Annotated in this window: 17 protein-coding genes; 7 read left to right on the forward strand and 10 right to left on the reverse strand. The window is 60.0% G+C overall.

Translation table 11 applies throughout. From position 1 onward, the window contains the following. Window positions 1-70: 70 nt before the first annotated feature. From I2H81_RS04770 to I2H81_RS04780, 3 genes are all read right to left on the reverse strand, one after another. Window positions 71-1,021, reverse strand: coding sequence for an L-lactate dehydrogenase (locus tag I2H81_RS04770; RefSeq protein ID WP_006234343.1), 951 nt, complete (start codon window positions 1,019-1,021; stop codon window positions 71-73). Window positions 1,022-1,222: 201 nt separating this feature from the next. Beyond that, the gene (locus tag I2H81_RS04775; RefSeq protein ID WP_195644743.1) at window positions 1,223-2,386 is read right to left on the reverse strand and encodes a pyridoxal phosphate-dependent aminotransferase; all 1,164 of its coding nucleotides are present in this window, start codon (window positions 2,384-2,386) and stop codon (window positions 1,223-1,225) included. Between the two features lie 118 nt (window positions 2,387-2,504). Continuing rightward, window positions 2,505-4,484: an NAD(+) synthase gene (locus tag I2H81_RS04780; RefSeq protein ID WP_229108071.1), complete on the reverse strand. Its 1,980-nt coding sequence runs from the start codon at window positions 4,482-4,484 to the stop codon at window positions 2,505-2,507. A 203-nt stretch (window positions 4,485-4,687) separates the two neighbouring features. Between I2H81_RS04780 and I2H81_RS04785 the strand changes: the two genes are divergently transcribed. After that, window positions 4,688-5,632: a hypothetical protein gene (locus I2H81_RS04785; protein WP_195644745.1), complete on the forward strand. Its 945-nt coding sequence runs from the start codon at window positions 4,688-4,690 to the stop codon at window positions 5,630-5,632. 138 nt (window positions 5,633-5,770) lie between these two features. After that, window positions 5,771-7,057 carry a hypothetical protein gene (locus I2H81_RS04790; RefSeq protein ID WP_195644746.1) on the forward strand — a complete coding sequence of 429 codons (1,287 nt, stop codon included), beginning with the start codon at window positions 5,771-5,773 and terminating at the stop codon, window positions 7,055-7,057. A gap of 61 nt (window positions 7,058-7,118) precedes the next feature. On the opposite strand, the gene ettA is transcribed toward I2H81_RS04790, so the two are convergent. The 3 genes from ettA to I2H81_RS04805 form a co-directional block, all read right to left on the reverse strand. Next, window positions 7,119-8,798 carry an energy-dependent translational throttle protein EttA gene (ettA, locus tag I2H81_RS04795; RefSeq protein WP_055251458.1) on the reverse strand — a complete coding sequence of 560 codons (1,680 nt, stop codon included), beginning with the start codon at window positions 8,796-8,798 and terminating at the stop codon, window positions 7,119-7,121. Window positions 8,799-8,983: 185 nt separating this feature from the next. Beyond that, window positions 8,984-9,688, reverse strand: a complete 705-nt coding sequence (locus I2H81_RS04800) for an SdpI family protein (protein ID WP_195644747.1) — start codon at window positions 9,686-9,688, stop codon at window positions 8,984-8,986. Continuing rightward, window positions 9,681-9,959, reverse strand: coding sequence for an autorepressor SdpR family transcription factor (locus I2H81_RS04805; RefSeq protein ID WP_195644748.1), 279 nt, complete (start codon window positions 9,957-9,959; stop codon window positions 9,681-9,683). Before I2H81_RS04805 ends, I2H81_RS04800 begins: the two co-directional genes overlap by 8 nt. 461 nt (window positions 9,960-10,420) lie before the next feature. On the opposite strand from I2H81_RS04805, the gene I2H81_RS04810 reads away from it, so the two are divergent. Together I2H81_RS04810 and I2H81_RS04815 are read left to right on the forward strand one after the other, a co-directional pair. Next, window positions 10,421-11,212 (forward strand): tRNA threonylcarbamoyladenosine dehydratase, encoded by a 792-nt coding sequence (locus tag I2H81_RS04810; protein ID WP_195644749.1) that lies wholly within the window; start codon window positions 10,421-10,423, stop codon window positions 11,210-11,212. Window positions 11,213-11,226: 14 nt separating this feature from the next. Beyond that, entirely contained in the window at window positions 11,227-12,009 is a 783-nt protein-coding gene (locus I2H81_RS04815) for a TatD family hydrolase (RefSeq protein WP_195644750.1), read from the forward strand. A 279-nt stretch (window positions 12,010-12,288) separates the two neighbouring features. Here I2H81_RS04815 and I2H81_RS04820 read toward each other — a convergent pair whose 3' ends face one another. The 3 genes from I2H81_RS04820 to I2H81_RS04830 form a co-directional block, all read right to left on the reverse strand. Beyond that, window positions 12,289-13,152: a PfkB family carbohydrate kinase gene (locus tag I2H81_RS04820; RefSeq protein ID WP_195644751.1), complete on the reverse strand. Its 864-nt coding sequence runs from the start codon at window positions 13,150-13,152 to the stop codon at window positions 12,289-12,291. A 60-nt stretch (window positions 13,153-13,212) separates the two neighbouring features. Beyond that, window positions 13,213-13,872 (reverse strand): HAD family hydrolase, encoded by a 660-nt coding sequence (locus I2H81_RS04825; protein ID WP_324253206.1) that lies wholly within the window; start codon window positions 13,870-13,872, stop codon window positions 13,213-13,215. A 64-nt stretch (window positions 13,873-13,936) separates the two neighbouring features. Next, the gene (locus I2H81_RS04830) at window positions 13,937-14,779 is read right to left on the reverse strand and encodes a Cof-type HAD-IIB family hydrolase (protein ID WP_195644753.1); all 843 of its coding nucleotides are present in this window, start codon (window positions 14,777-14,779) and stop codon (window positions 13,937-13,939) included. Window positions 14,780-15,109: 330 nt separating this feature from the next. Here I2H81_RS04830 and I2H81_RS04835 point away from each other — a divergent pair, with 330 nt between their 5' ends. The 3 genes from I2H81_RS04835 (at window position 15,110) to I2H81_RS04845 (ending at window position 18,145) form a co-directional block, all read left to right on the forward strand. Continuing rightward, entirely contained in the window at window positions 15,110-16,159 is a 1,050-nt protein-coding gene (locus I2H81_RS04835) for a hypothetical protein (RefSeq protein WP_195644754.1), read from the forward strand. A gap of 65 nt (window positions 16,160-16,224) precedes the next feature. Continuing rightward, window positions 16,225-16,842 (forward strand): ATP-dependent Clp protease proteolytic subunit, encoded by a 618-nt coding sequence (locus I2H81_RS04840; RefSeq protein WP_195644755.1) that lies wholly within the window; start codon window positions 16,225-16,227, stop codon window positions 16,840-16,842. Then, window positions 16,835-18,145: a VirD4-like conjugal transfer protein, CD1115 family gene (locus I2H81_RS04845; protein ID WP_195644756.1), complete on the forward strand. Its 1,311-nt coding sequence runs from the start codon at window positions 16,835-16,837 to the stop codon at window positions 18,143-18,145. The genes I2H81_RS04840 and I2H81_RS04845 overlap by 8 nt, the downstream gene beginning before the upstream one ends. A 101-nt stretch (window positions 18,146-18,246) precedes the next feature. Here the strand turns inward: I2H81_RS04845 and pgi are convergent, their stop codons facing one another. After that, window positions 18,247-19,941 carry a glucose-6-phosphate isomerase gene (pgi, locus tag I2H81_RS04850; protein ID WP_195644757.1) on the reverse strand — a complete coding sequence of 565 codons (1,695 nt, stop codon included), beginning with the start codon at window positions 19,939-19,941 and terminating at the stop codon, window positions 18,247-18,249. Between the last annotated feature and the right edge of the window lie 120 nt (window positions 19,942-20,061).

The raw sequence follows: 20,061 nt of genomic DNA on the forward strand, positions 1-20,061 counted from the left end.
ATCAAAAAGGCGCCCGGGCCGTGTGGGCTCGGACGCCTTCATTGTAGCTTTTCGCTCTCGCGAGCTTGATTTAGCAGGAGAAGTCGACGCTGTCGATGATGTCCTTGAGGGCCTTGGCGGAGGCAGTGAGCTCATGCTGCTCGTCATCGTTCAGCGGCACGGGGACGCGGCAGACAACGCCGTCGCGGCCAACGACGGTCGGCATGGAGATGGCAAGATCGGACAGGCCGTACTCGCCCACCATAAGCGAGGAGACAGGCAGAACGGTCTGCTCATCGCGCATGACGGCAGTGCAGATGCGCTTGACGGCCATGGCGACGCCGTAGTAGGTGGCGTGCTTCTTCTCGATGATGGTGTAGGCGGAGTTCTTGACGTCCTCGGCGATGCGCTTCTCGGCAGCCTCATGCTCCAGATGACCGTGAAGCTCGCAGAAGGTGTTCAGCGGAACGCCGGCAACCTGGGCGCTGGACCAAGCGACAAACTCGGAGTCGCCGTGCTCGCCCATGACATAGGCCTGGACATCGCGCGGGTCAACCTCGACGTGGGCACCAAGCATCTGCTGCAGACGGCCGGTGTCGAGCACGGTGCCGGAACCGATGACGTGGCCCTCGGGCAGGCCGGACATCTTGATGGCGGCGTAGGTCAGAACATCGACCGGGTTGGAGACGATAAGCAGGATGCCGTCGAAGCCGGACTTCTTAATCTCGGGGATAATGGACTTAAAGATGTTGACGTTCTTGTTGACCAGGTCCAGGCGGGTCTCACCGGGCTTCTGAGCAGCACCAGCGGTGACGACGATCATGGCGGCGTCGGCGACATCGGAATAATCGCCGGCGTAGATCTTCATCGGCTCGGCAAACGTCATGCCGTGCGCGATATCCAGGGCCTCACCCTCGGCGCGGTTCTTGTCCACGTCGATGAGGACCATCTCGGAGAACAGACCACTCTGCATCAGCGCGAACGCCGAAGACGAACCAACGAAACCGCAGCCGACAATAGCGACCTTCTTCTCGTTAACCATTAGAAACTCCCATCTCTCTCCACAAGCAAGCCGCCCGGGAACGACCCGAGCGGCTTGCCGTAATCCCAATACATCCAATCGGGACTTTGATTATGCTCCTATTCGCAGCCAAAAATCGACCGTTTACCGAAATTGTTTGCAGAAATCGTAAAATAACTGCACGAAATCGGTTTCGAGCTATTGACGAGCCGAAATACCTTTCTAATACAGGCCCGCCTCGCGAATGGCCTCGACAGCCAAAGCAATCTGGTCGGGCGGCAAGACCAGCGCCATGCGCACGTGCCCCTCGCCCGAAGGACCAAAGCTCGCGCCCGGCGTCACCACAACGCCGGCCTTCTCCATGAGCTCCTCGCAAAACGCCATGGAATCGGTGCGACCACCGGGAAGCTTGGCCCACACAAACATAGAGCCATGCGCGTTGGGACGCTCCCAGCCCAGGCCCTCAAGACCGTCGCACAGGGCATCACGGCGCTCCTGGTACTTCAGACGCTGCGCCTCGACCTCATCGCGCGGACCGTTCAGGCAGGCGATAGCAGCCTTCTGGATCGGGAAGAACATACCAAAGTCGATCTGACCGCGCAGCTTGGCAAAGGCAGAGACCACGTCCTCGCGGCCGACCAAAAAGCCGATACGCGCACCGGTGACGTTAAACGACTTGGAAAGCGAGAAGAACTCCACGCCCACCTCGAGCGCGCCAGGGTACTGCAAAAAGCTTCCGCCCGGCTCGCCGTCGAACACGATGTCGGAGTACGCGTTGTCATGGACGATGAGCAGGTCGTGCTCGCGGGCGAAAGCGATGATCTCCTCGTAGACCTCGGGCGTGCCCACCGAGCCGACCGGGTTTGCGGGCAGCGACACGATCATATACTTGGCACGATCGGCCACCTCGGGATCGATACCCGCCACATAGGGCAGGTAATTATGCTCGGCGACCAACGGATAGTACTCGAGCTTGGCATCGGCGATCTTGGCGCCCGCCTCAAAGACCGGGTAGCACGGATCGGGAACCAAAATGGTGTCACCCGGATCGAGCAGGGCCAGGCCCAAATGACCCACGCCCTCCTGCGTGCCGTTGCACGACTGCACCATAGACGGCGTAATGCCGGAGACACCAAAGCGACGCTCATAGTAATCGCACACGGCTTGCTTGAGTTCGGGCAGGTCGCGCAGGGCATATTTCCACATCTCGGGGTCCTGGGCGGCCTGGATCAGCGCCTCGACCACGTGGTCGTACGGCTTAAAGTCGGGCGTGCCCACGCTCATGTTGTAAATGGTCTTGCCCTGAGCCTTCAGCGCAAGCAGTTTGTTGTTGAGCGAGGCGAAGACCTCCGCGCCAAAGCGGTCGAGACGCTGCGATGCCTGCATGGTGCCACCTTTCGATATGAAAAACGCGGCGCTCCGACAAGAGCGCCGCGCGATACGGGCCATCAGATTGCAAAAGTGTAACGCTTGCAACCCCCGTATTGGTTCAATTTAGCCAACCTTAGTCAACTGGATTGAGCGCGTCGATCTGCGCAAGCCACAGACGCGAGCTGGCGTCACTCGGCATACGCCAATCGCCGCGCGGGCTGAGCGTCACCGAGCCCACCTTGGGACCGTCGGGCAGGCAGCTGCGCTTAAACTGCTGGGCAAAGAAGCGACGATAGAACGTACGCAGCCACGTGTGGACGGTCTTGGCGTCGTAGACGCCCTCGAAACTCTTGAGCGCCATGCGGTAGATCTTGCCCGGCTCAAAGCCAAAACGCAGCAGGTAATAGAGGAAGTAATCGTGCAGCTCGTACGGGCCCACCAAATCCTCGGTCTTCTGCGCAATCTCGCCGTCGCCCGTGGGCGGCAGAAGCTCGGGGGACACCGGCGTATCGAGGATGTCGAGCAAGACCTCGGCAATACGCCCGCCAAAGACATCAGCCGCGTAGCGTACCAGATGGCGCACAAGCGTCTTGGGCACGCTCGCGTTGACGGCGTACATGCTCATGTGGTCACCGTTATAGGTAGCCCAGCCGAGCGCCAGCTCCGACAGGTCGCCGGTGCCGATGACAAAGCCACCGGCCTGGTTGGCCAAATCCATGAGGATCTGCGTACGCTCGCGGGCCTGGCTGTTCTCGTAGGTCACGTCCTGCACGGCCGGATCGTGCTCAATGTCCTTGAAGTGCTGATCCACGGCCGCGTGAATCGAAACCTCGCGGAAGCTCACGCCCAGGTCGCGGGCAAGCGACTCGGCATTCGACTTGGTACGATGCGTCGTGCCAAAACCTGGCATGGAGACCGCCGTGATACCCGTGCGCGGCAGCCCCAGCGCATCGAAGGCACGCACGGTCACAAGCAGTGCCAGCGTGGAGTCCAGGCCGCCTGAAAGACCGATGACGGCCGCCTTGGTACCCGTATGGGCAAGACGGGTCTTGAGGCCCGCGGTCTGCAGGTCGAGGATGGTCTCGCAACGCTCGGCCAGGTCACCATGGTCGGCAGGCACGAAGGGCGCGCGGGGGAAGACACGGTCGATGTCGCAGGCGTCGCGCAGGACAGGCTCTTCGGCCAACACGCCCTCAAACGAAAACTCAACGGTTGTGGCCTCCGGCGCATCGTCCGCGCGCGTCCACGTCGTCGAGCGACAGCGCTCGGCAACCAGGCGGTCAAGGTCGACATCGGCAACCGCCATATCGCAAGTGAGGAGCTTCGTCGCGGCGAGCTTGGAGCCGTTTTCGTAGATAAGGTTCTCGCCCGCAAAGACCATATCGGTCGTGGACTCGCCCTCGCTCGCATCGGCGTAGGCATAGGCGCAGTACAGACGCGCACTCTGATTGGAGATAAGGCTGCGGCGGTAATCTGCCTTACCGATAATCTCGTCCGAGGCCGACGGGTTGAGAATCACCGTCGCACCGTCAAGCGCCATCTCGGTCGAAGGGGGTGCCGGCACCCACAGGTCCTCACAGATCTCAATACCGAGTACCAAATCCTCGGCGCCCTCATCGCAGCAGCGGTAGACAAGCCCCGAACCCAGCGGAACCGGACCCTGACCGGCAAATTCAAGCCAAACGGGATCGGTAGGTGCCGGAGCAAACCAACGGCGCTCATAGAACTCGCCATAGTTGGGCAAATACTTCTTGGCCGTGAGGCCCAAAAGCTCGCCCGCGCAGCACACGGCGGCGCAGTTGTAGATATTCTCGGCAACCGCAACGGGAAGACCAATGGTAAAGACAATCGGCAGCTCACGAGTCTCGTCGAGGATATGCACCAGAGCAGCCTCGCAGGCATGCAGCAATGTGCGGTTATGGAACAGATCGGCCACGGTATAGCCGGTCAGGTTAAGCTCGGGCAGCACCAGCGCGCGAATGCCACGCTCGGCAGCATCGCGAACAGCCGCCAGCGCAACCTCGGCATTGCCCTCGACATCGGCGACGCGAATCCGCGGCGACGCCGCCGCCACGCGCAAAAAGCCATCAGACTGAGAAAGGTGAAGATTCATAAGAATGCTCCCGTGCGTAGACGCCATTCACAACAATTAGCAAGCCCTATTGTAGTTCAACCGCCGGGTGCAACCGCACCCCACCAACTCGGTGAGCTATTGATGAGTTGATGGTATCTGTTAAATGTCACGTACGATTCACATCTGGTGGGTACCCTGATGGCTACACGAAACGAAGCAGATTTACACCGGGAGGACCCCGTATGACAACCAAGTACACCGACGCGCCGCGCACGCGCGTCATGACACCGGCCGCGCTCAACAACGGCGTGCACGAGAACCATTCCATCGGACAGACCATGGCCATCGCGCCCAAAAAGGGCCTGTTCGACGACATTTCCATTCCCCAGATCGTCGCCGGCGCCGCAGCTGCCGCCACGAGCGTGGCGCTTGCTTCAAAGATCGGCATTGCCGGCTCGGTGATTGGTGCCGCTGTGAGCTCAGTCATCACTGTTGTGTCCTCGCAGGTCTATCGCCACTTTATCTCCGCCAGCGCCGAAGCAATCAAGAGCATGCACGCCGCTGTCGACTACCCTGCCGGCGCCTACGAGCCCGTTGAGCCCAATGTCGAGGAGCACCTGGGCGGCGCCGCGACTACGCAGGAGATGCGCCAGATTGCGGGGCGCGCGACCACGGCGCGCGTCGCCCCCAACAGCCTGCGCGCCAAGGCCGCTGCAGAGCGCAGCCAGACGCAAAAGAAGGTCATCGTCTTCTCGATCGCCATCGCCATCGTCGCGGTCATCGCCTGCGCCGGCGCCATCCTTATCACCACTGCCGGTGAGGGTCTGGGCGAGCGTCCCGAGCCAATCCTGTCGTCGCGCACGACCGAGCAAGACGCGGACAGCGCCGGCCAATCGCAAAGCCAGCCGAACGACTCACAGGCCAACTCCGCACCCACCGATTCTTCCTCGACCACCCCTGATCAGTCGCAAGGCACCGATTCCTCTTCGAACAGCGGCGGCACACAATCCGGAACGACCGACTCCAGCCAAACGAACGACGGCTCTCAGCCGAGCACGGGTGACCAGACGAGCGGCAATACATCGAGTACGGGATCTACCGACAACGGCAACACCAACAGCTCGAGCGGAACCGCATCCGGCACGGCATCTGACAGCTCGAGCCAAGGCACGACATCGGGCAACTAAGCACGTTTGTCTCTCACAGATAACCGACCTGCATAACGGGCGCGAACCGGCAACGGTCGCGCCCGTTTGCTTTGGGCGCCGAGGTGGCAAGCCCTGCGCGATGGTAAGATGCTTTGGTGTGTAAAGAGGAGATTTGCCATGAGCAAGACAATAGTTAGGCCCACGCTTTCGCTGGGCAATCACATCTATCTGTATCGCCTGCTGCGCGATGCGATTGGATGCGGCAAGCAAACGTTTATGACGCAGGTCGAGGAGGCGCTCGCCGCTGGCGATATGACTGCTTATGACCTGGGCTTCGAGTCCACGCGCGAGCTGCTCGAGGAACTCGACGACTGTATTAAGCTGACCGTCTTTAAGGGCGGTCGCCTGTATGCCACCGTCATCGCCAACGATGCCTGGGATGCCGCCCTTGCCAAGGGCGAGGACAAGCCCAAGGCAGCCAAGGGAGCCAAGCAGTCCTACAAAAAGAAAAAGCGCGGCGAGAAGGACCTCAAGGCCGTGCGCCCCAAGCACGTTAAGCGCGCCGAGCCCGAGCCCGTGGTTGAAGCTGTGCCGAAGCCCGAGCCCGAGACAGAGATCGAAGTCGCTATTGAGGTAGCAGCAGAAGCCGAAACCGAAATCGCCGCCACGACCGATCCCGAAGTCATATCCGAGCAGGAAGCCACTGCGGAGCTCAACGAAGCGCCCAAGTCGACAACCGAAGAAGCCGCTAACCAACCTGAGACGTCTGCGTTCCAAAACAGCGATGTCTTTGGCGACGAGCCTAAGGACGATCAGCCCGACGAGCCCGCCGATCAAGGCGCTACCGAGTCGGCGCCGGAGCCCGAGACGCCGCAGCCCGCAATCTCGCTCACGGTCGTCTATGACCCCGAGAACGCAAACGCTGGCATCACCACCATGGCATCCACGCCCATCGAGGCAAAGTCGTCTGTCGAGGCAGAGGACGCCCCGCAGGCCGATGCCAAAACCGAGACTGAAAACACATCCGTCTCCGTGGAACCGACAGATTCCGCAGTTAAGCCGGAACCGGTGCCTGAGTCTGCACCCGTCATCGAGTCCGCATCCGCACCTGTCTATGACCAGATTCCCGCACCGGCACCGGCTCCGGTCCCCGCTGCAGTACCGACCATCCCCGAGGACTTCCCTATCGATTTCGCAACCGAAGTCTTCTGCCCCGGCCCGCTTCTGCACCAGTTGTCGACCTATCTCCCCTACGGCGCCGACACGCTCGGCATCGTCGGCGAGTACTACTGGATCGCCCGCGAGCGCGGTACCATCGAGGCCGCGCGAAACCGCGCAAGCTTCCCCCTGCGCTACACGCAGGCCGGCGAGCGCCACGAAGTCACCGTGCGCATCCGCCGCAACACCACCGGAGGCCTCGGAGCCACCTGGACCATCGACAAGGTTGAATCTTCTGCCGAGTAGCAAAAAGGGACGATAACCCTCAAGGTTATCGTCCCTTTCTCGTTAGGTCACCTGAGCTCGATTAATCGCGCGTGAGCTTGCGGTGAATACGATGCGGCTGGGCTGCGTCCTCGCCCAGCCGCTCGATACGGTTGGCCTGATAGGCCTCGAAGTTGCCCTCAAACCAATACCAGTTGCCCGGGTTCTCGTCGGTGCCCTCCCACGCCAGAATGTGCGTGGCGACGCGGTCCAGGAACATACGGTCGTGGCTAATGACCACCGAGCAGCCCGGGAACTCGAGCAGCGCCGCCTCGAGCGAGGACAGCGTCTCGACGTCGAGGTCGTTCGTGGGCTCGTCGAGGAGCAGCAGGTTGCCGCCCTGCTTGAGCGTAAGCGCCAAGTTCAGACGATTGCGCTCGCCACCGGAGAGTACGCCAGCGCGCTTCTGCTGGTCCTGGCCCTTAAAGCCAAAGCTCGCCACATAAGCACGGCTCGGAACCTCGGTCTCGCCGACCATCATGTGGTCCAAGCCGTCCGAGACGACCTCCCACAGGTTCTTATCGGGGTCGATGCCGGAACGGTTCTGGTCGACATAGGAGATCTTGACGGTCTCGCCCACCTCGAGCTCGCCCGAAGTCAGCGGCTCCAAGCCCACAATCGTCTTGAACAGCGTGGTCTTACCGACACCGTTGGGGCCGATGACGCCCACGATGCCGTTGCGCGGCAGGGTGAACGATAGGTCATCGATGAGCACGCGACCGTCGAACTCCTTGTGCAGGTGATGGGCCTCGAGCACCTTGTTGCCCAGACGCGGTCCCACGGGGATGCGGATGTCGGTCCAGTCGAGCTTCTGGCTTGCGCGGGCCTCGGCCTCCATCTCCTCGTAGCGAGCCAGACGGGCCTTGTTCTTGGCCTGGCGAGCCTTGGGCGAGCTACGTACCCACTCGAGCTCGGCCTCCATGCGCTTGGCGAGCTTGGCATCGCGGTTACCCTGAGCCTCGATACGGGCGGCCTTGGTCTCCAGATACGTGGAGTAGTTGCCCTTGTAGGGATAAAGGTGACCGCGGTCGACCTCGCAGATCCACTCGGCAACGTTATCCAAGAAGTAGCGATCGTGCGTGACGGCAAGCACCGCGCCCTGATAGTTGTGCAGGAAGTGCTCGAGCCACAGGATCGACTCAGCGTCCAGGTGGTTCGTGGGCTCGTCGAGCAGCAGCAGGTCGGGAGCCTCGAGCAGCAGCTTGCACAGGGCCACGCGACGGCGCTCGCCGCCAGAGAGCACGTTAACCGGCATGTCAGAATCGGGCAGCTGCAGGGCGTCCATGGCCTGGCCGAGCTTGGAATCGATATCCCAGCCGTCGGCGGCATCGATCTCGTCCTGGAGCTTGCCCATCTCGGCCATGAGGGCGTCCATGTCGCAATCCGGGTCGCACATCTCCTCGCCGATCTTGTTGAAGCGATCGACCTTGGCGATCATATCGCCAAACGCCATGCGCACGTTCTCGATGACGGTCTTGTCGTCGTCGAGCGGCGGCTCCTGCTGCAGGATGCCCACGGTGTAGCCGGGAGTGAGCCTGGCATCGCCGTTGGAGACCTCCTCGATACCGGCCATGATCTTGAGCAGGGTCGACTTGCCCATACCGTTGGGGCCCACGACGCCGATCTTGGCACCGGGGTAGAAGCTCAGGGTCACGTCGTCAAGGATCACCTTGTCGCCATGGGCCTTACGAGCCTGATACATCTGGTAGATAAACTCCGCCATTTGCCTGTTTTATCCTTTCTACCTGCTGTTTCCCTATTCTTGTTTTCGTTTTAGTGGAAACGAAACGAGGTAACCAGCTCTGAAATTTAACGAAAAAGGGGCATGGTTGCCCACACCCCCTAATACTACCTGGGAAAAGTCCCCCGGAACACACTATGAACTGCGTACGCTAGTTTTCCGCAACCTTAGCGAACGGCTCGCTGCGATTTGCGCCACAGCAGATACGAATAGACGTAGGCAGCTCCAGCCGAACCAAACGCCAGCACCGCAATCACCGCGGCGACGACTTCACTCGAAAGCACGCTACCCGCCACGCCCATTACGATGAGGCCAATGCCCAACACCATAAAGCAGGCACCGCCAAAGCGCTGCGTACGGCGCCAGTTCTCGGGATCGGCAAGCGCCCAGGGCGTCTTGATACCGAGCGTATAGTTCTGCTTCACACGCGGCAAGTAGTTGCCTACGCCGATGAACAGCAAACCGATAGCACCGGAAATCAGCACGTTGACCGAACCGACCGCCGGCACCACGCCCCAGACCGTAAGCTCACCCAACCAGCTTATGGCACACATGAACAAGGTGAAGGCGATTACGAAGCCCTGATAGAACTTGCCGGAGGTTCGATATGCCTCACCTTTGGGATCGATGCGCGGCACCACGCAGAACATTGCGAGAAGCGCCAGAGGCAGCACGCCGAGCGCGGAGGCCATCCAGCTAGGGCCCCAACCGTCGACGGCGCCGTTCGCGCCCCAGTGCGTGGGAATCTGCGCAGGCAAGCTCGGCATCACTATCAGATGCGCTGCGACATTGGCGACGCATAGAGCGACCAGCGCAATCCACACGCGCGACGATACCCCCGTGGCGTGAATGCCCTTGTTTTCGTTATTCATCCTCATCACCTTCAGTGTTTGTAAAGCCCATAAACCAACCGATCAAGTCCTGCATGACGGTGGTGTTTAAGCTGTATACGATGTTTTGACCATGGCGCTCATCGGTCACCAACCCGGCGTTTTTGAGCGTTGCCAAATGATGGCTGAGGGACGGCTTGCTGATGTCAAAATGCTCGGCAAGCTCCCCTGCCGTGCGGTTGCCCTCGCGCAGCAGCTCCAAAATGCGCCGCCGCGTTGGATCCGCCAGTGCCTTAAATCCCTCTCCCGGCATAGAACCTCCTCTCACTATCTTTCACGACGCGCACACTATACTCGATATTTAGATGCTTGTCTAATTGTCTAATTCCGTAGCATCTATAGAACATTCGTTCGTATTTAGCTACAATGGAAGCTGAAGCAGATGGGCCAGCTCCCTCTACCCAAGAAGGAGATGGACTATGAGTATTGACGATGTCCTGACGTTGTTATTGCTTGTAATCGCGGCTGTGGAGCTCGGCATCCACATTGGAGGTCGAATGAAATAGCCGCCCCCGCATAATGCGAAGACGGCCACTTCTCACGCTACAAACGTGTTTCGGAGTTGGCTAACCCGCGGCAACGGGTGCCATCTGCTTCAATCTTATGCGAATCCCTGCCTCATTTCAACAAACGCCGAGGGCTCAAATGGAATCGCGATAATACCTATAATGGCGATAGTTAAAACATGAATCGCTTCCCCATCGGAGGATATCTATGGCCGAAACTGCTGCACTCGTCGAGACGCGCGATACCAAGCTCGAAATCATCATGGGCCGCGAGGCACTCGACAAGCTCGCCGATGCCACGGTGCTGGTACTCGGCTGCGGAGGTGTGGGCTCCAACTGCTGCGAGGCACTTGCCCGCGGCGGCATCGGGCATTTTGTGATTCTGGACAAGGACATCATCGCGCCCAGCAATATCAATCGCCAGTCCATCGCCTTTCACAGCACCGTCGGCAAGCGCAAGGTTGACGTGATGGAAGCCATGATCCACGATATCAATCCCGCCGCCACCGTTATCAAACGCACCGAATACCTGCTGAGCGACAACATCGATGAGTTCTTTGCGAGCGTTTTGGAGCAGACGGGCGGCAAGCTCGACTACGTCGTCGATGCCATCGACACCATTTCGGCAAAGCTTACCATTGCCAAATATGCTCAGGACCATGGCATTCGTTTGGTTAGCTCCATGGGCGGGGCCAACAAGCTCCATCCCGAGTGCCTCCGCTTTGCCGACATCTTCGATACGGTACGTGACCCCATGAGCCGCATTATGCGCAAAGAATGCAAGAAGCGCGGCATCAAGAGCCTGCACGTACTGTTTAGCTGCGAGGAATCGGTTAAGACCCAGCCCCGCGACCCGTCCAACATCCACGAGCGCACCGAGCTGGGAACCGCGAGCTTTATGCCGCCCATCATGGGCCAGATGATTGCCGGCGAGGTTATCCGCCAGATTAGCGGGCGCGGGTGCGAGCGCGTGCGCGCCGATGGCCAGCGCCTAGATTAACGAGGCGTGCCGCAATGACACCGCAGTTATTTGACGCGCATTGCCACCTTGATTTAATGGCTCGCCCGGACGCCGTTGCCGATGAGGCGACGACGCTGGGCCTGAGTCTATTTGACTGCGGCGTCGATCCGCGCGACTTTGCGCGCGCCAAGAAGCGCGCTTGCAACCGTTCAAATATCTTTGCCGGAATCGGTCTCCATCCCTGGTGGCTTGCCGACGGGCGATGCGGAACCGCCGAAATCAATCTGCTTTGCGAGGTCGCTGCGCAAGAGCGCTTAATTGGCGAGGTTGGACTCGACTTTTCCGCGCGCTTTGCCGGAAGCGAGCCGCTACAAATACAGGCATTTGACCGGCTCTGCGATGCACTCGTGCAGCACCCTCTCGCCGGGCGCGTGATATCAATTCACGCTGTTCGTTCGGCAGGAACCGTACTGGACGCCCTTGAGTCATATGGATTACTCACCCTAAGCCCCAACTCCCCCGCCATCATCTTCCACTGGTTTAGCGGCACCTCGAACGAGTTCGTCCGCGCGCGAAACGCAGGCTGCTATTTTTCCGTGAACGAGCGGATGCTCGCTACCAAGCGCGGTCGTGAATACGCCCGACAGATCCCACTCGACCGTCTGCTGCTCGAAACCGACGCTCCAGCCGAACCGCAAGCAGATGCAAGCGCGCGACAGCTCATCACATCGCTAAAAAGCGCCTCCCCGCACATCGCCGAACTTAAAAACTGCGTCGTGGAGAGCGCCGAATCGATCGTTTTGGAAAATTCGCGCTTCATATTTGACTTCCGCTGACCCCGGTGGGCAAAAAACACCAAATATGAGTACTGCTGCAATGCTAGTAGCATTATTTTGCGACAAATGAACGCCTAGATAATGCACAGCCGTTCATTATCTAGGCGTTTTAGCATGGCTAAAGCCGTTTGAAACAGGCTTTTATCGCTCCCAGGCACTCAGTTAGGGCCTCAAAGGCTTGATTTTGCTGTTACTAAAATAGTTACAGTACTCATATTTGGCATTTTTTGCCCACAGGGTCCCGGGAAGACAACAATTCGACTTCCCGGGACCGCTCAACTATTCAAAAATCGGCGCTCCGTGGCCCCAAGAGCCTTCCATGCCGCACACGGTCGAGGCAAACCCGGCAGCAAAGTCGAGCGCGCGCTCGATGGCCTCGGCGCCATCCTCACCACGCTTGGCGGAATCGAGATAGCACATCAAAAACGAGGTGAGGAACGAGTCACCCGCACCCATGGTGTCCTTCATATCCGTTACCGGTTTAGCCAGTTGGCGGTAATAACGCTCGCCATCGTAGGCAATGCAGCCCTCAGCGCCAGCCGTTGCCGATACAAAACGCGGACCTAGGCTCTTCACCCATGCCAGACGCTCGCGAATCTCATCCTCGCTCGCAGCATCTGCCGCGCTAAAGAACGCGAAGTCAACGTAGGGAGCAATCTGCTCGTAGTACTCATCGGTCGAATCATCCGAGAAGTCAAACGAAACGGTAACACCCGACGCCTTCAGCTTAGGCAGCTCACGCTCGGTAAAGCAGTAGTTACCCGAATGGACCACATCGAACTGTTTCATATACGCCAGATCAAAACGATCGAGCACATAGCGCGCATCACCGCGGATGCCGCCCTCGTTAGACCCCAGAAATACACGATCACCATCGACCACAGTAACGCGTGCCGCACCATTCTCGCCGATGAGCTGCTTGCATTTGGCCAGTTCAACGTCCTCATCCTCAAGACTCGCAATCACATGCTCAGCAGCAGCGTCATTTCCAAAGATGCCCATATACGCGGAGCGCGCGGCCCCGCACTTCTTGGCATACACGGCAAAGTTCACCGCATTGCCGCCCGGATACATCGTGTGGATATGCTCGTAGCGGTCGACGACGTTGTCGCCAAACCCCAGTGCGTTCACGTTAAATGCCATGACGCCGCCCCTCTCTTATGCCAACGGAATCACTGTTGTGACAGCAGTACCGCCCAGGATCTACGCGAGTTCCAGCAGGTCCGGCAGCTGATCGATAATCTTATCCGCGGCGTCCTGACTAAAGCCAAAGCGCTCCTCACGCTTGGCGATTACTGTCAGACCGGCGCGCTTGCCGGCAGTGATGCCAGGCACCGAATCCTCAACGCAGCAGCAGCGATTCGCGGGCAGTCCCAGTAGTTCCAGCGCATGCAGGTAGATGTCGGGCTCGGGCTTGCTCTCCTTAAACTGCTCGCCACTCACCACATACTCAAAGGCATCCGACAGCCCGCAGGCATTGAGTACTTCCTCGATGCTATCCATGGGCGACGAGCTGGCAAGCGCCACGCGAACGCCGCGGCGCGGCAGCTCTCGAATCGTATCCACGGCGCCTGGGTTAATCAAAGCCTGATAGTCGCGCGGACGCTTATGCGTCCACTCGTCCCAACGGGCCAACGCTTCCTCGCCAGTGAAATGTCCCTTACCGGCACGCTCAAACCAATCGATCAGCATATGCAGGAAGAACTGATGCGAGGTACCAACCTGCCCATTCAACTCCTCTTGAGTCAGGTTAAGCCCAAGCTCCTTGGCAAACGCGGCAGTCTCGCCCAGGTAGTAATACTCGGTATCGACAATGACGCCGTCCATGTCAAAGATAACGGCGTCGAACGGAAATGCGGACACGGCACCCTCCCTAAACAAAAAGGCGCCCGCAAGCGGACGCCCGAACCATGCACTATCGGCGATTCTAACCCAGCAGCTGGTCAAGTGCCACCGCAATGCCATCTTCGTTGTTGTTGGCGGTCACCATCTGCGCCACCGCCTTAACCTCGTCGACGGCGTTACCCATGGCAACACCCGTGCCTGCCCACTCAATCATGGACTTGTCGTTCTGGCCGTCGCCAAACGAAACGACCTCGCTGGCATCGATGCCCAGCTTGGACAGGGAGCCCTCGAGTGCGCGGGCCTTATCGATGCCGGGCGCCGTAAACTCAAAGTACCAGTCAGCCGTGAACATGCCCGACAGCGTCTGGGCAAAGGGAGCATACATCTGCTCGTAATGCGCCTGCAGGTACGCGGGGTCGCCCGCGGTGAGCAACTTGTCTACCGGATAGGCGTCTGCCACCTCGTGAAGACTCTCGACTTCACGGATCTTGAGATCGCAGGCATCGCGCTCGTATTTGACAATGTTCTTCTGCGAGCCGTCCGGCAGCGTAATCATGCAGCGATACGAGTCCTCTACGTGCAGGTCACGCCCAAGCGAAATCATGGGGATCACGTCAAAGTTGCGCAGGTGATCAATCAGGCGATGCAGCTCATCGACCGGCATCGCCTGGTCGAACAGCACCTCATCGGTCTGGGCATCGACCACATGCGCGCCGTTAAAAGCAACCAGCAGACCGTCATGATGCTGCAGGTCGAGCTCACGAGCAAGCGCGCGAAGGCCCCATGCGGGACGACCTGAGGCCAAGATGAGCTTAATACCCGACTCCTGCGCCGCGAGCAGCGTCTCGCGCGTGCGCGGGCTGATAACCTTTTGATCGTTGGTGAGCGTACCGTCGATATCCATTGCGATGGCTTTAATTGCCATATGCGCCTCCTTGCATCGTTTTTCCGTGCACCATCTTATCCGAGCCGGGGCACGTTCGCACGGTGCAGCGCATGACGGTTGCAAAACCACCCCATTTGAAAGAAGTAAAAAAGTGCTTGCAAAGACGCATCCCGACATTTAAGTTAAAAAGGACCGCCGTTGCGGTTTTAAGTAGATCGAGCATATGCAGTTTGAGTTTTAGCGTGTAAGAGAAGGAAGATCGGCAAAGTACAACCCCAAGCGTAATGACAACTTAATGAGGTAACTGCCATATGTGAGGCATCCCGGGCATTGCTGTCTCGATTTTGAGCACAGTGCGCTCCGCCTTGCATGGGCAGCCCCACCCCGCCCCTGCAGCAACCGCCTCACGGGCTCATTGAAAACCGCATAGCGCCCCAACGTCAGCACATCACCCACGGCAAGCACATCACACCTGACAACCGACACATCAACAAACAGCACGAACATCAACCGATTGGAGAAGCTATGACAACCCACCGTATTGAAGACGGCAATAAAGGAAGCGTCCTGGATGCCCGCATTGAGCGAGCATCCGCAAACAAATACGACGCCGCCTTTGCCGCCGCAACCATCAAGAACTTCGCGTCGCTACCGCTTGCGACGGTCCTGGCCGGCAAGCCTCAACTGCTGAAGCGCTGCATCAAAATCATGGGCGATCCCAACATTCGCAGGCTGGCAGATCCCTATGCCCCAAATCGAGATAACGAGCCTCGCGTCCTTACTATGGGCCGCTTAGCCCATATGCTCACGGCGCTCGACACGAAACTCAAGCTCGAATGGACACCCGACGAACGTTGCAAGCTCGAAATCAAGCGGGACGCCCTGTGCACCGCATTGTTCCTTCCGCTGAACGACCTCAAGCGCGGCAACGTCGAGCTCGATGCGCAGACCCGGCAAATGCAAATGCCCGGCACCGCGAGGCAGAAGACCCCAAGGTCCCGCACGACCGTTATCGACCGCAACCGCCATAACCAGTTGACCGCGCAGTTTTCCATCGATGAGGCAGCCGTTAGAGCCTTGGTCGACACATTGTGCCTCCTGAGCATCAACGAACTGTTCGAGGGCTATCTCGCCCTTGTCCCCGCGACGGCACCCAAGTCGGTGGCAAAAATCATCGAGACCTGCAGGCACCAGTTTGGGCGCCATCGCAACGACGAGGAAATGAACGCCAGCATCGTGCGGTACTACAAGGCCCATTACACAAACGGCGAACGCGCCCCAGTGGAGCATCAGCTACGGCTCGCATACACCACGCCCATCGCAACGCTCCATCGCTTTGGAGCCCTTGACATCCGCGAGCCGCACGAACAGGCGGCATGCCCCGAAACCGAGCTCGATCGTAGGCTCGGACGAACCTGATAGCTCGCCCGCCCTCGGCGGGCAGCAACCCATCCCACAACACAACCAACCAGAAAGGAGTCCTCATGGACACTTGTCAATCCCCCATCATCAGCCCCCTCACCATGCGCGAATCCGCCCGAGGCATCACGCTCACCAGCATCTATGACGAGATGCTCGCCCGCCGCGAGCTCTCCGTCATGGGAAACATCGAAACCTCGATGGCCCACGACCTTTGCCAGCAGATCCGCCTGCTCGATGCCACTGACCCCTGCCGTCCCATCACCATATTCATCGCCAGCACCGGAGGAAGTGTGCGAGCGGGTCTTGCGATCTATGACACCATGCAGCTCGCATCGTGCCCCGTCCACACCGTCTGCCTCGAATTTGCCGCATCCATGGGCGCCGTGATCTTTATGGGCGGCGACGATCGCCGTATGGCTCCCCATGCAGAGCTCATGATTCACGACCCGTTGATCCCCCAAGGGGCAGGCGGCTCGGCGCTCGCGATGCAGGAGACCAGCCGGCGCCTCATGCAGACCCGCAAGACCCTCACGCAGATCCTCTCGGACCGCAGCGGCCTCCCGCTCAAGCGCATCCAATCCCTCACCGCAAAAGACACCTACCTTTCGGCCGAGCGCGCCGTCGAGCTCGGCTTTGCCCACGGAATCCTCTCGACCACCAAGGAGATCGCCCATGTCTAACCTCGCCAGCCGACTCACCGCATCCAAGTCCGCATCGACCACCATCCTCGCAAAAAATCGCTCGCTGTCCTGCGACACCCGCCAAACGGGGCTCAACAACAACGCGCTCGTGATCGGCCCTTCGGGAGCCGGCAAGACCCGAAACGTCCTCAAGCCCAACTTGCTGCAGATGAACGCAAGCTATATCGTGCTCGATACCAAGGGCACGCTCTGTCGCGAAGTGGGTCCCGTGCTGGCGGCCCACGGCTACCTTGTGCAATGCCTCAACTTCGCCGATCTCAACAATGCCCCGGCCCTTGCGCACGGCATCGAGCGCTGCGGCTACAACCCCCTGAGGCATATTCGCCGCAAGGCGGACGGCAGGCCCAACCAACAGGACATCCTCTCGGTGGCAAAGGCAATCTGCCCCATCGAGGACAACAACCAGCCTTTCTGGGATCATGCGGCAGCAAATCTGCTGTCGTGTTTCATCGCCTACGTCACAGAGCAGCTGCCCGCCGACGAGCAGACGATCTGCTCGGTCATCAAGCTCATCGAGCACCTGGAGGACGGCGCCACGGGCCGATTGTTCGATGACCTGATCACGACCGACCCCCAAAGCTATGCCCTCTCGCTCTGGCGTCGCTACGCCATTACGCAAAGCGCCGAGCGCATGCACGCAAGCATCGTCGGCATTCTCGCCGAAAAGGTCATGTGCCTGGGGTTCGACGGCGCGACACAGCTCTATCAGGAATGCCATCAGGTGGACTTCGCCTCCATGGGACACGCCCCTTGCGCCCTGTTTGTAACCGTGAGCGATATCGACCGCAATCTCGACCCGCTAGCCAGCCTCTTTATTACGCAGGCGTTTATGGGCCTCATACGCGAGGCCGACAAGCAGCCCGATGGCAGCCTGCCCGTGCCCGTGCGCTTTATGCTCGACGATTTCGCAAACCTGCAGATTCCCCAGATCGACAACGTGCTCTCGATTATCCGAAGCCGCAACATCTGGGCAACGCTGCTGCTGCAGTCGACCAATCAGCTCGATGCGCTCTACGGCGAGGCACGCGCACGCTCCATCATGGGCAACTGCGACGCGCATCTGGTGCTGGCGTTCCAAGACCCCGAGAGCGCCCGAGTGTTTTCCGACCGAGCCGACGCATTGCCCAGCACGCTTATGGCGACGCCGATCGATCGCTCATGGCTCTTTGTGCGCGGTCGCGCCCCCGAGCAGGTCGAACGCTTTAGGCTCGAAGACCATCCGCTGTACGGGGAACTGCCCGAAGCGCAGCGAGACACCACCCAGGTCGAATTCGCCCATTAACAACGCCGCGCAGTCCGCCACGCTCGGCCACAAACAGCAAGGGCCCGCATCCTAACGGATACGGGCCCTTGTCAGCTATGCGCAAATTGTCTCAGCGAATCCTACTTGCGATGAGCGCGGTAGAACTCGATGAGCGCCTGGGTCGAAGCGTCTTGCTCGGCCTTGGCGGCGTCGTCGTGGAAGGCCGGGGTGATCTGCTTGGCAAGCTGCTTGCCCAGCTCGACGCCCCACTGGTCGTAGGAGTCGATGCCCCAGACCGTGCCCTCGACAAACGTGATGTGCTCGTACAGGGCGATGAGCTCGCCGAGCGCAAACGGGGTCAGCGTGTCACCGAAGATCGAGGTCGTCGGACGGTTGCCCTCAAAGCAGCGGGCCGGGACGATCTGCTCGGGCGTGCCCTCGGCACGCACCTCATCGGCCGTCTTACCAAAGGCGAGCGCCTTGGTCTGGGCCAGGAAGTTGCCCAGGAACAGCTCGTGCACGTCCTGGCCGTTGTCGGTTGCGGGGTTGGCGGTGTTGGCGAAGGCGATGAAGTCGGCCGGAACCACCACGGTGCCCTGGTGCAGCAGCTGGTAGAAGGCGTGCTGGCCGTTGGTGCCGGGCTCGCCCCAGAAGATCTCACCGGTGTCGGAGGTCACGGCGCTGCCGTCCCAGCGGACATGCTTGCCGTTGGACTCCATGGTGAGCTGCTGCAGGTATGCCGGGAAACGGTGCAGGTACTGGCTGTACGGCAGCACGGCGTGGCTCTTGGAACCGAAGAAGTTGACGTACCAGACGTTAAGCAGACCCATCAGCGCGACGGCATTGTTCTCGAGCGGCGTGTTGCAGAAGTACTCGTCGATGGCATGGAAGCCCTCGAGGAACTGCTGGAAGCGCTCGGGACCGAGCACGACGATCAGCGACAGGCCCACGGCGGAATCGACGGAGTAGCGGCCGCCGACCCAGTTCCAGAAACCAAAGGCGTTGGCGGGGTCGATACCGAAGGCCTCGACCTTCTCGAGTGCGGTGGAAACGGCGACGAAGTGCTTTGCCACGGCCTCGGCGTTCTGCTCATCGGAGCCGTCGATGGCGCCCTGAGCCTTGAGCTGCTCGAGCATCCAGGTCTTAACCTCGCGGGCGTTGGTGAGGGTCTCGAGCGTGGTGAAGGTCTTGGAGACGATGATCACGAGCGTGGTCTCGGGATCCAAACCCTTGAGCTTCTCGGCCTGGTCGTTGGGGTCGATGTTGGAGATGTAGCGGCAGTCGATACCGGCGTCGGCATAGGGGCGCAGGGCCTCGTAAGCCATGACCGGGCCCAAGTCGGAGCCACCGATGCCGATGGACACCAGGTGCTCGATCTTCTTGCCGGTAACGCCCTTCCACTCACCGGAGCGCACGCGCTCGGCAAAGGCATACATGCGATCGAGGACCTCGTGCACGTCGGCGACGACGTCCTGGCCGTCGACGATGAGCTGGCCCTTCTCGCTTGCCGGACGGCGCAGCGCGGTGTGCAGGACGGCGCGGTCCTCGGTGGTGTTGATGTGCTCGCCGGAGAACATGGCGTCGCGGCGCTCCTCGAGCTTCACCTCGCGGGCAAGATCGCACAGCAGCTTGACGGTCTCATCGGTCACCAGGTTCTTGGACAGGTCGAAGTGCAGGTCACCGGCGTCAAAGCTCAGCTTGTTCACGCGCTCTGCATCGGCAGCGAACCATGCCTTGAGGTCGATACCCTCGGCCTCGAGCTTCTCCTGATGGGCCTCGAGCGCCTTCCAAGCGGCGGTCGACGTAGCGTCGATAGGTGCGGCAACAGTTGCCATAAAGTCCTCCTCAACATACGGGCGCATACCTCCATGCGCCCGGATAATCAGATGCCCCTATTCTAACGCAGGTCAAGACCGTAATCAGCGAGCGTTGCCAATCCGCCCCCAAACGGCGAC

The organism is Collinsella aerofaciens (assembly GCF_015561195.1).
In the GTDB taxonomy this organism is placed as follows: domain Bacteria; phylum Actinomycetota; class Coriobacteriia; order Coriobacteriales; family Coriobacteriaceae; genus Collinsella; species Collinsella aerofaciens_AC.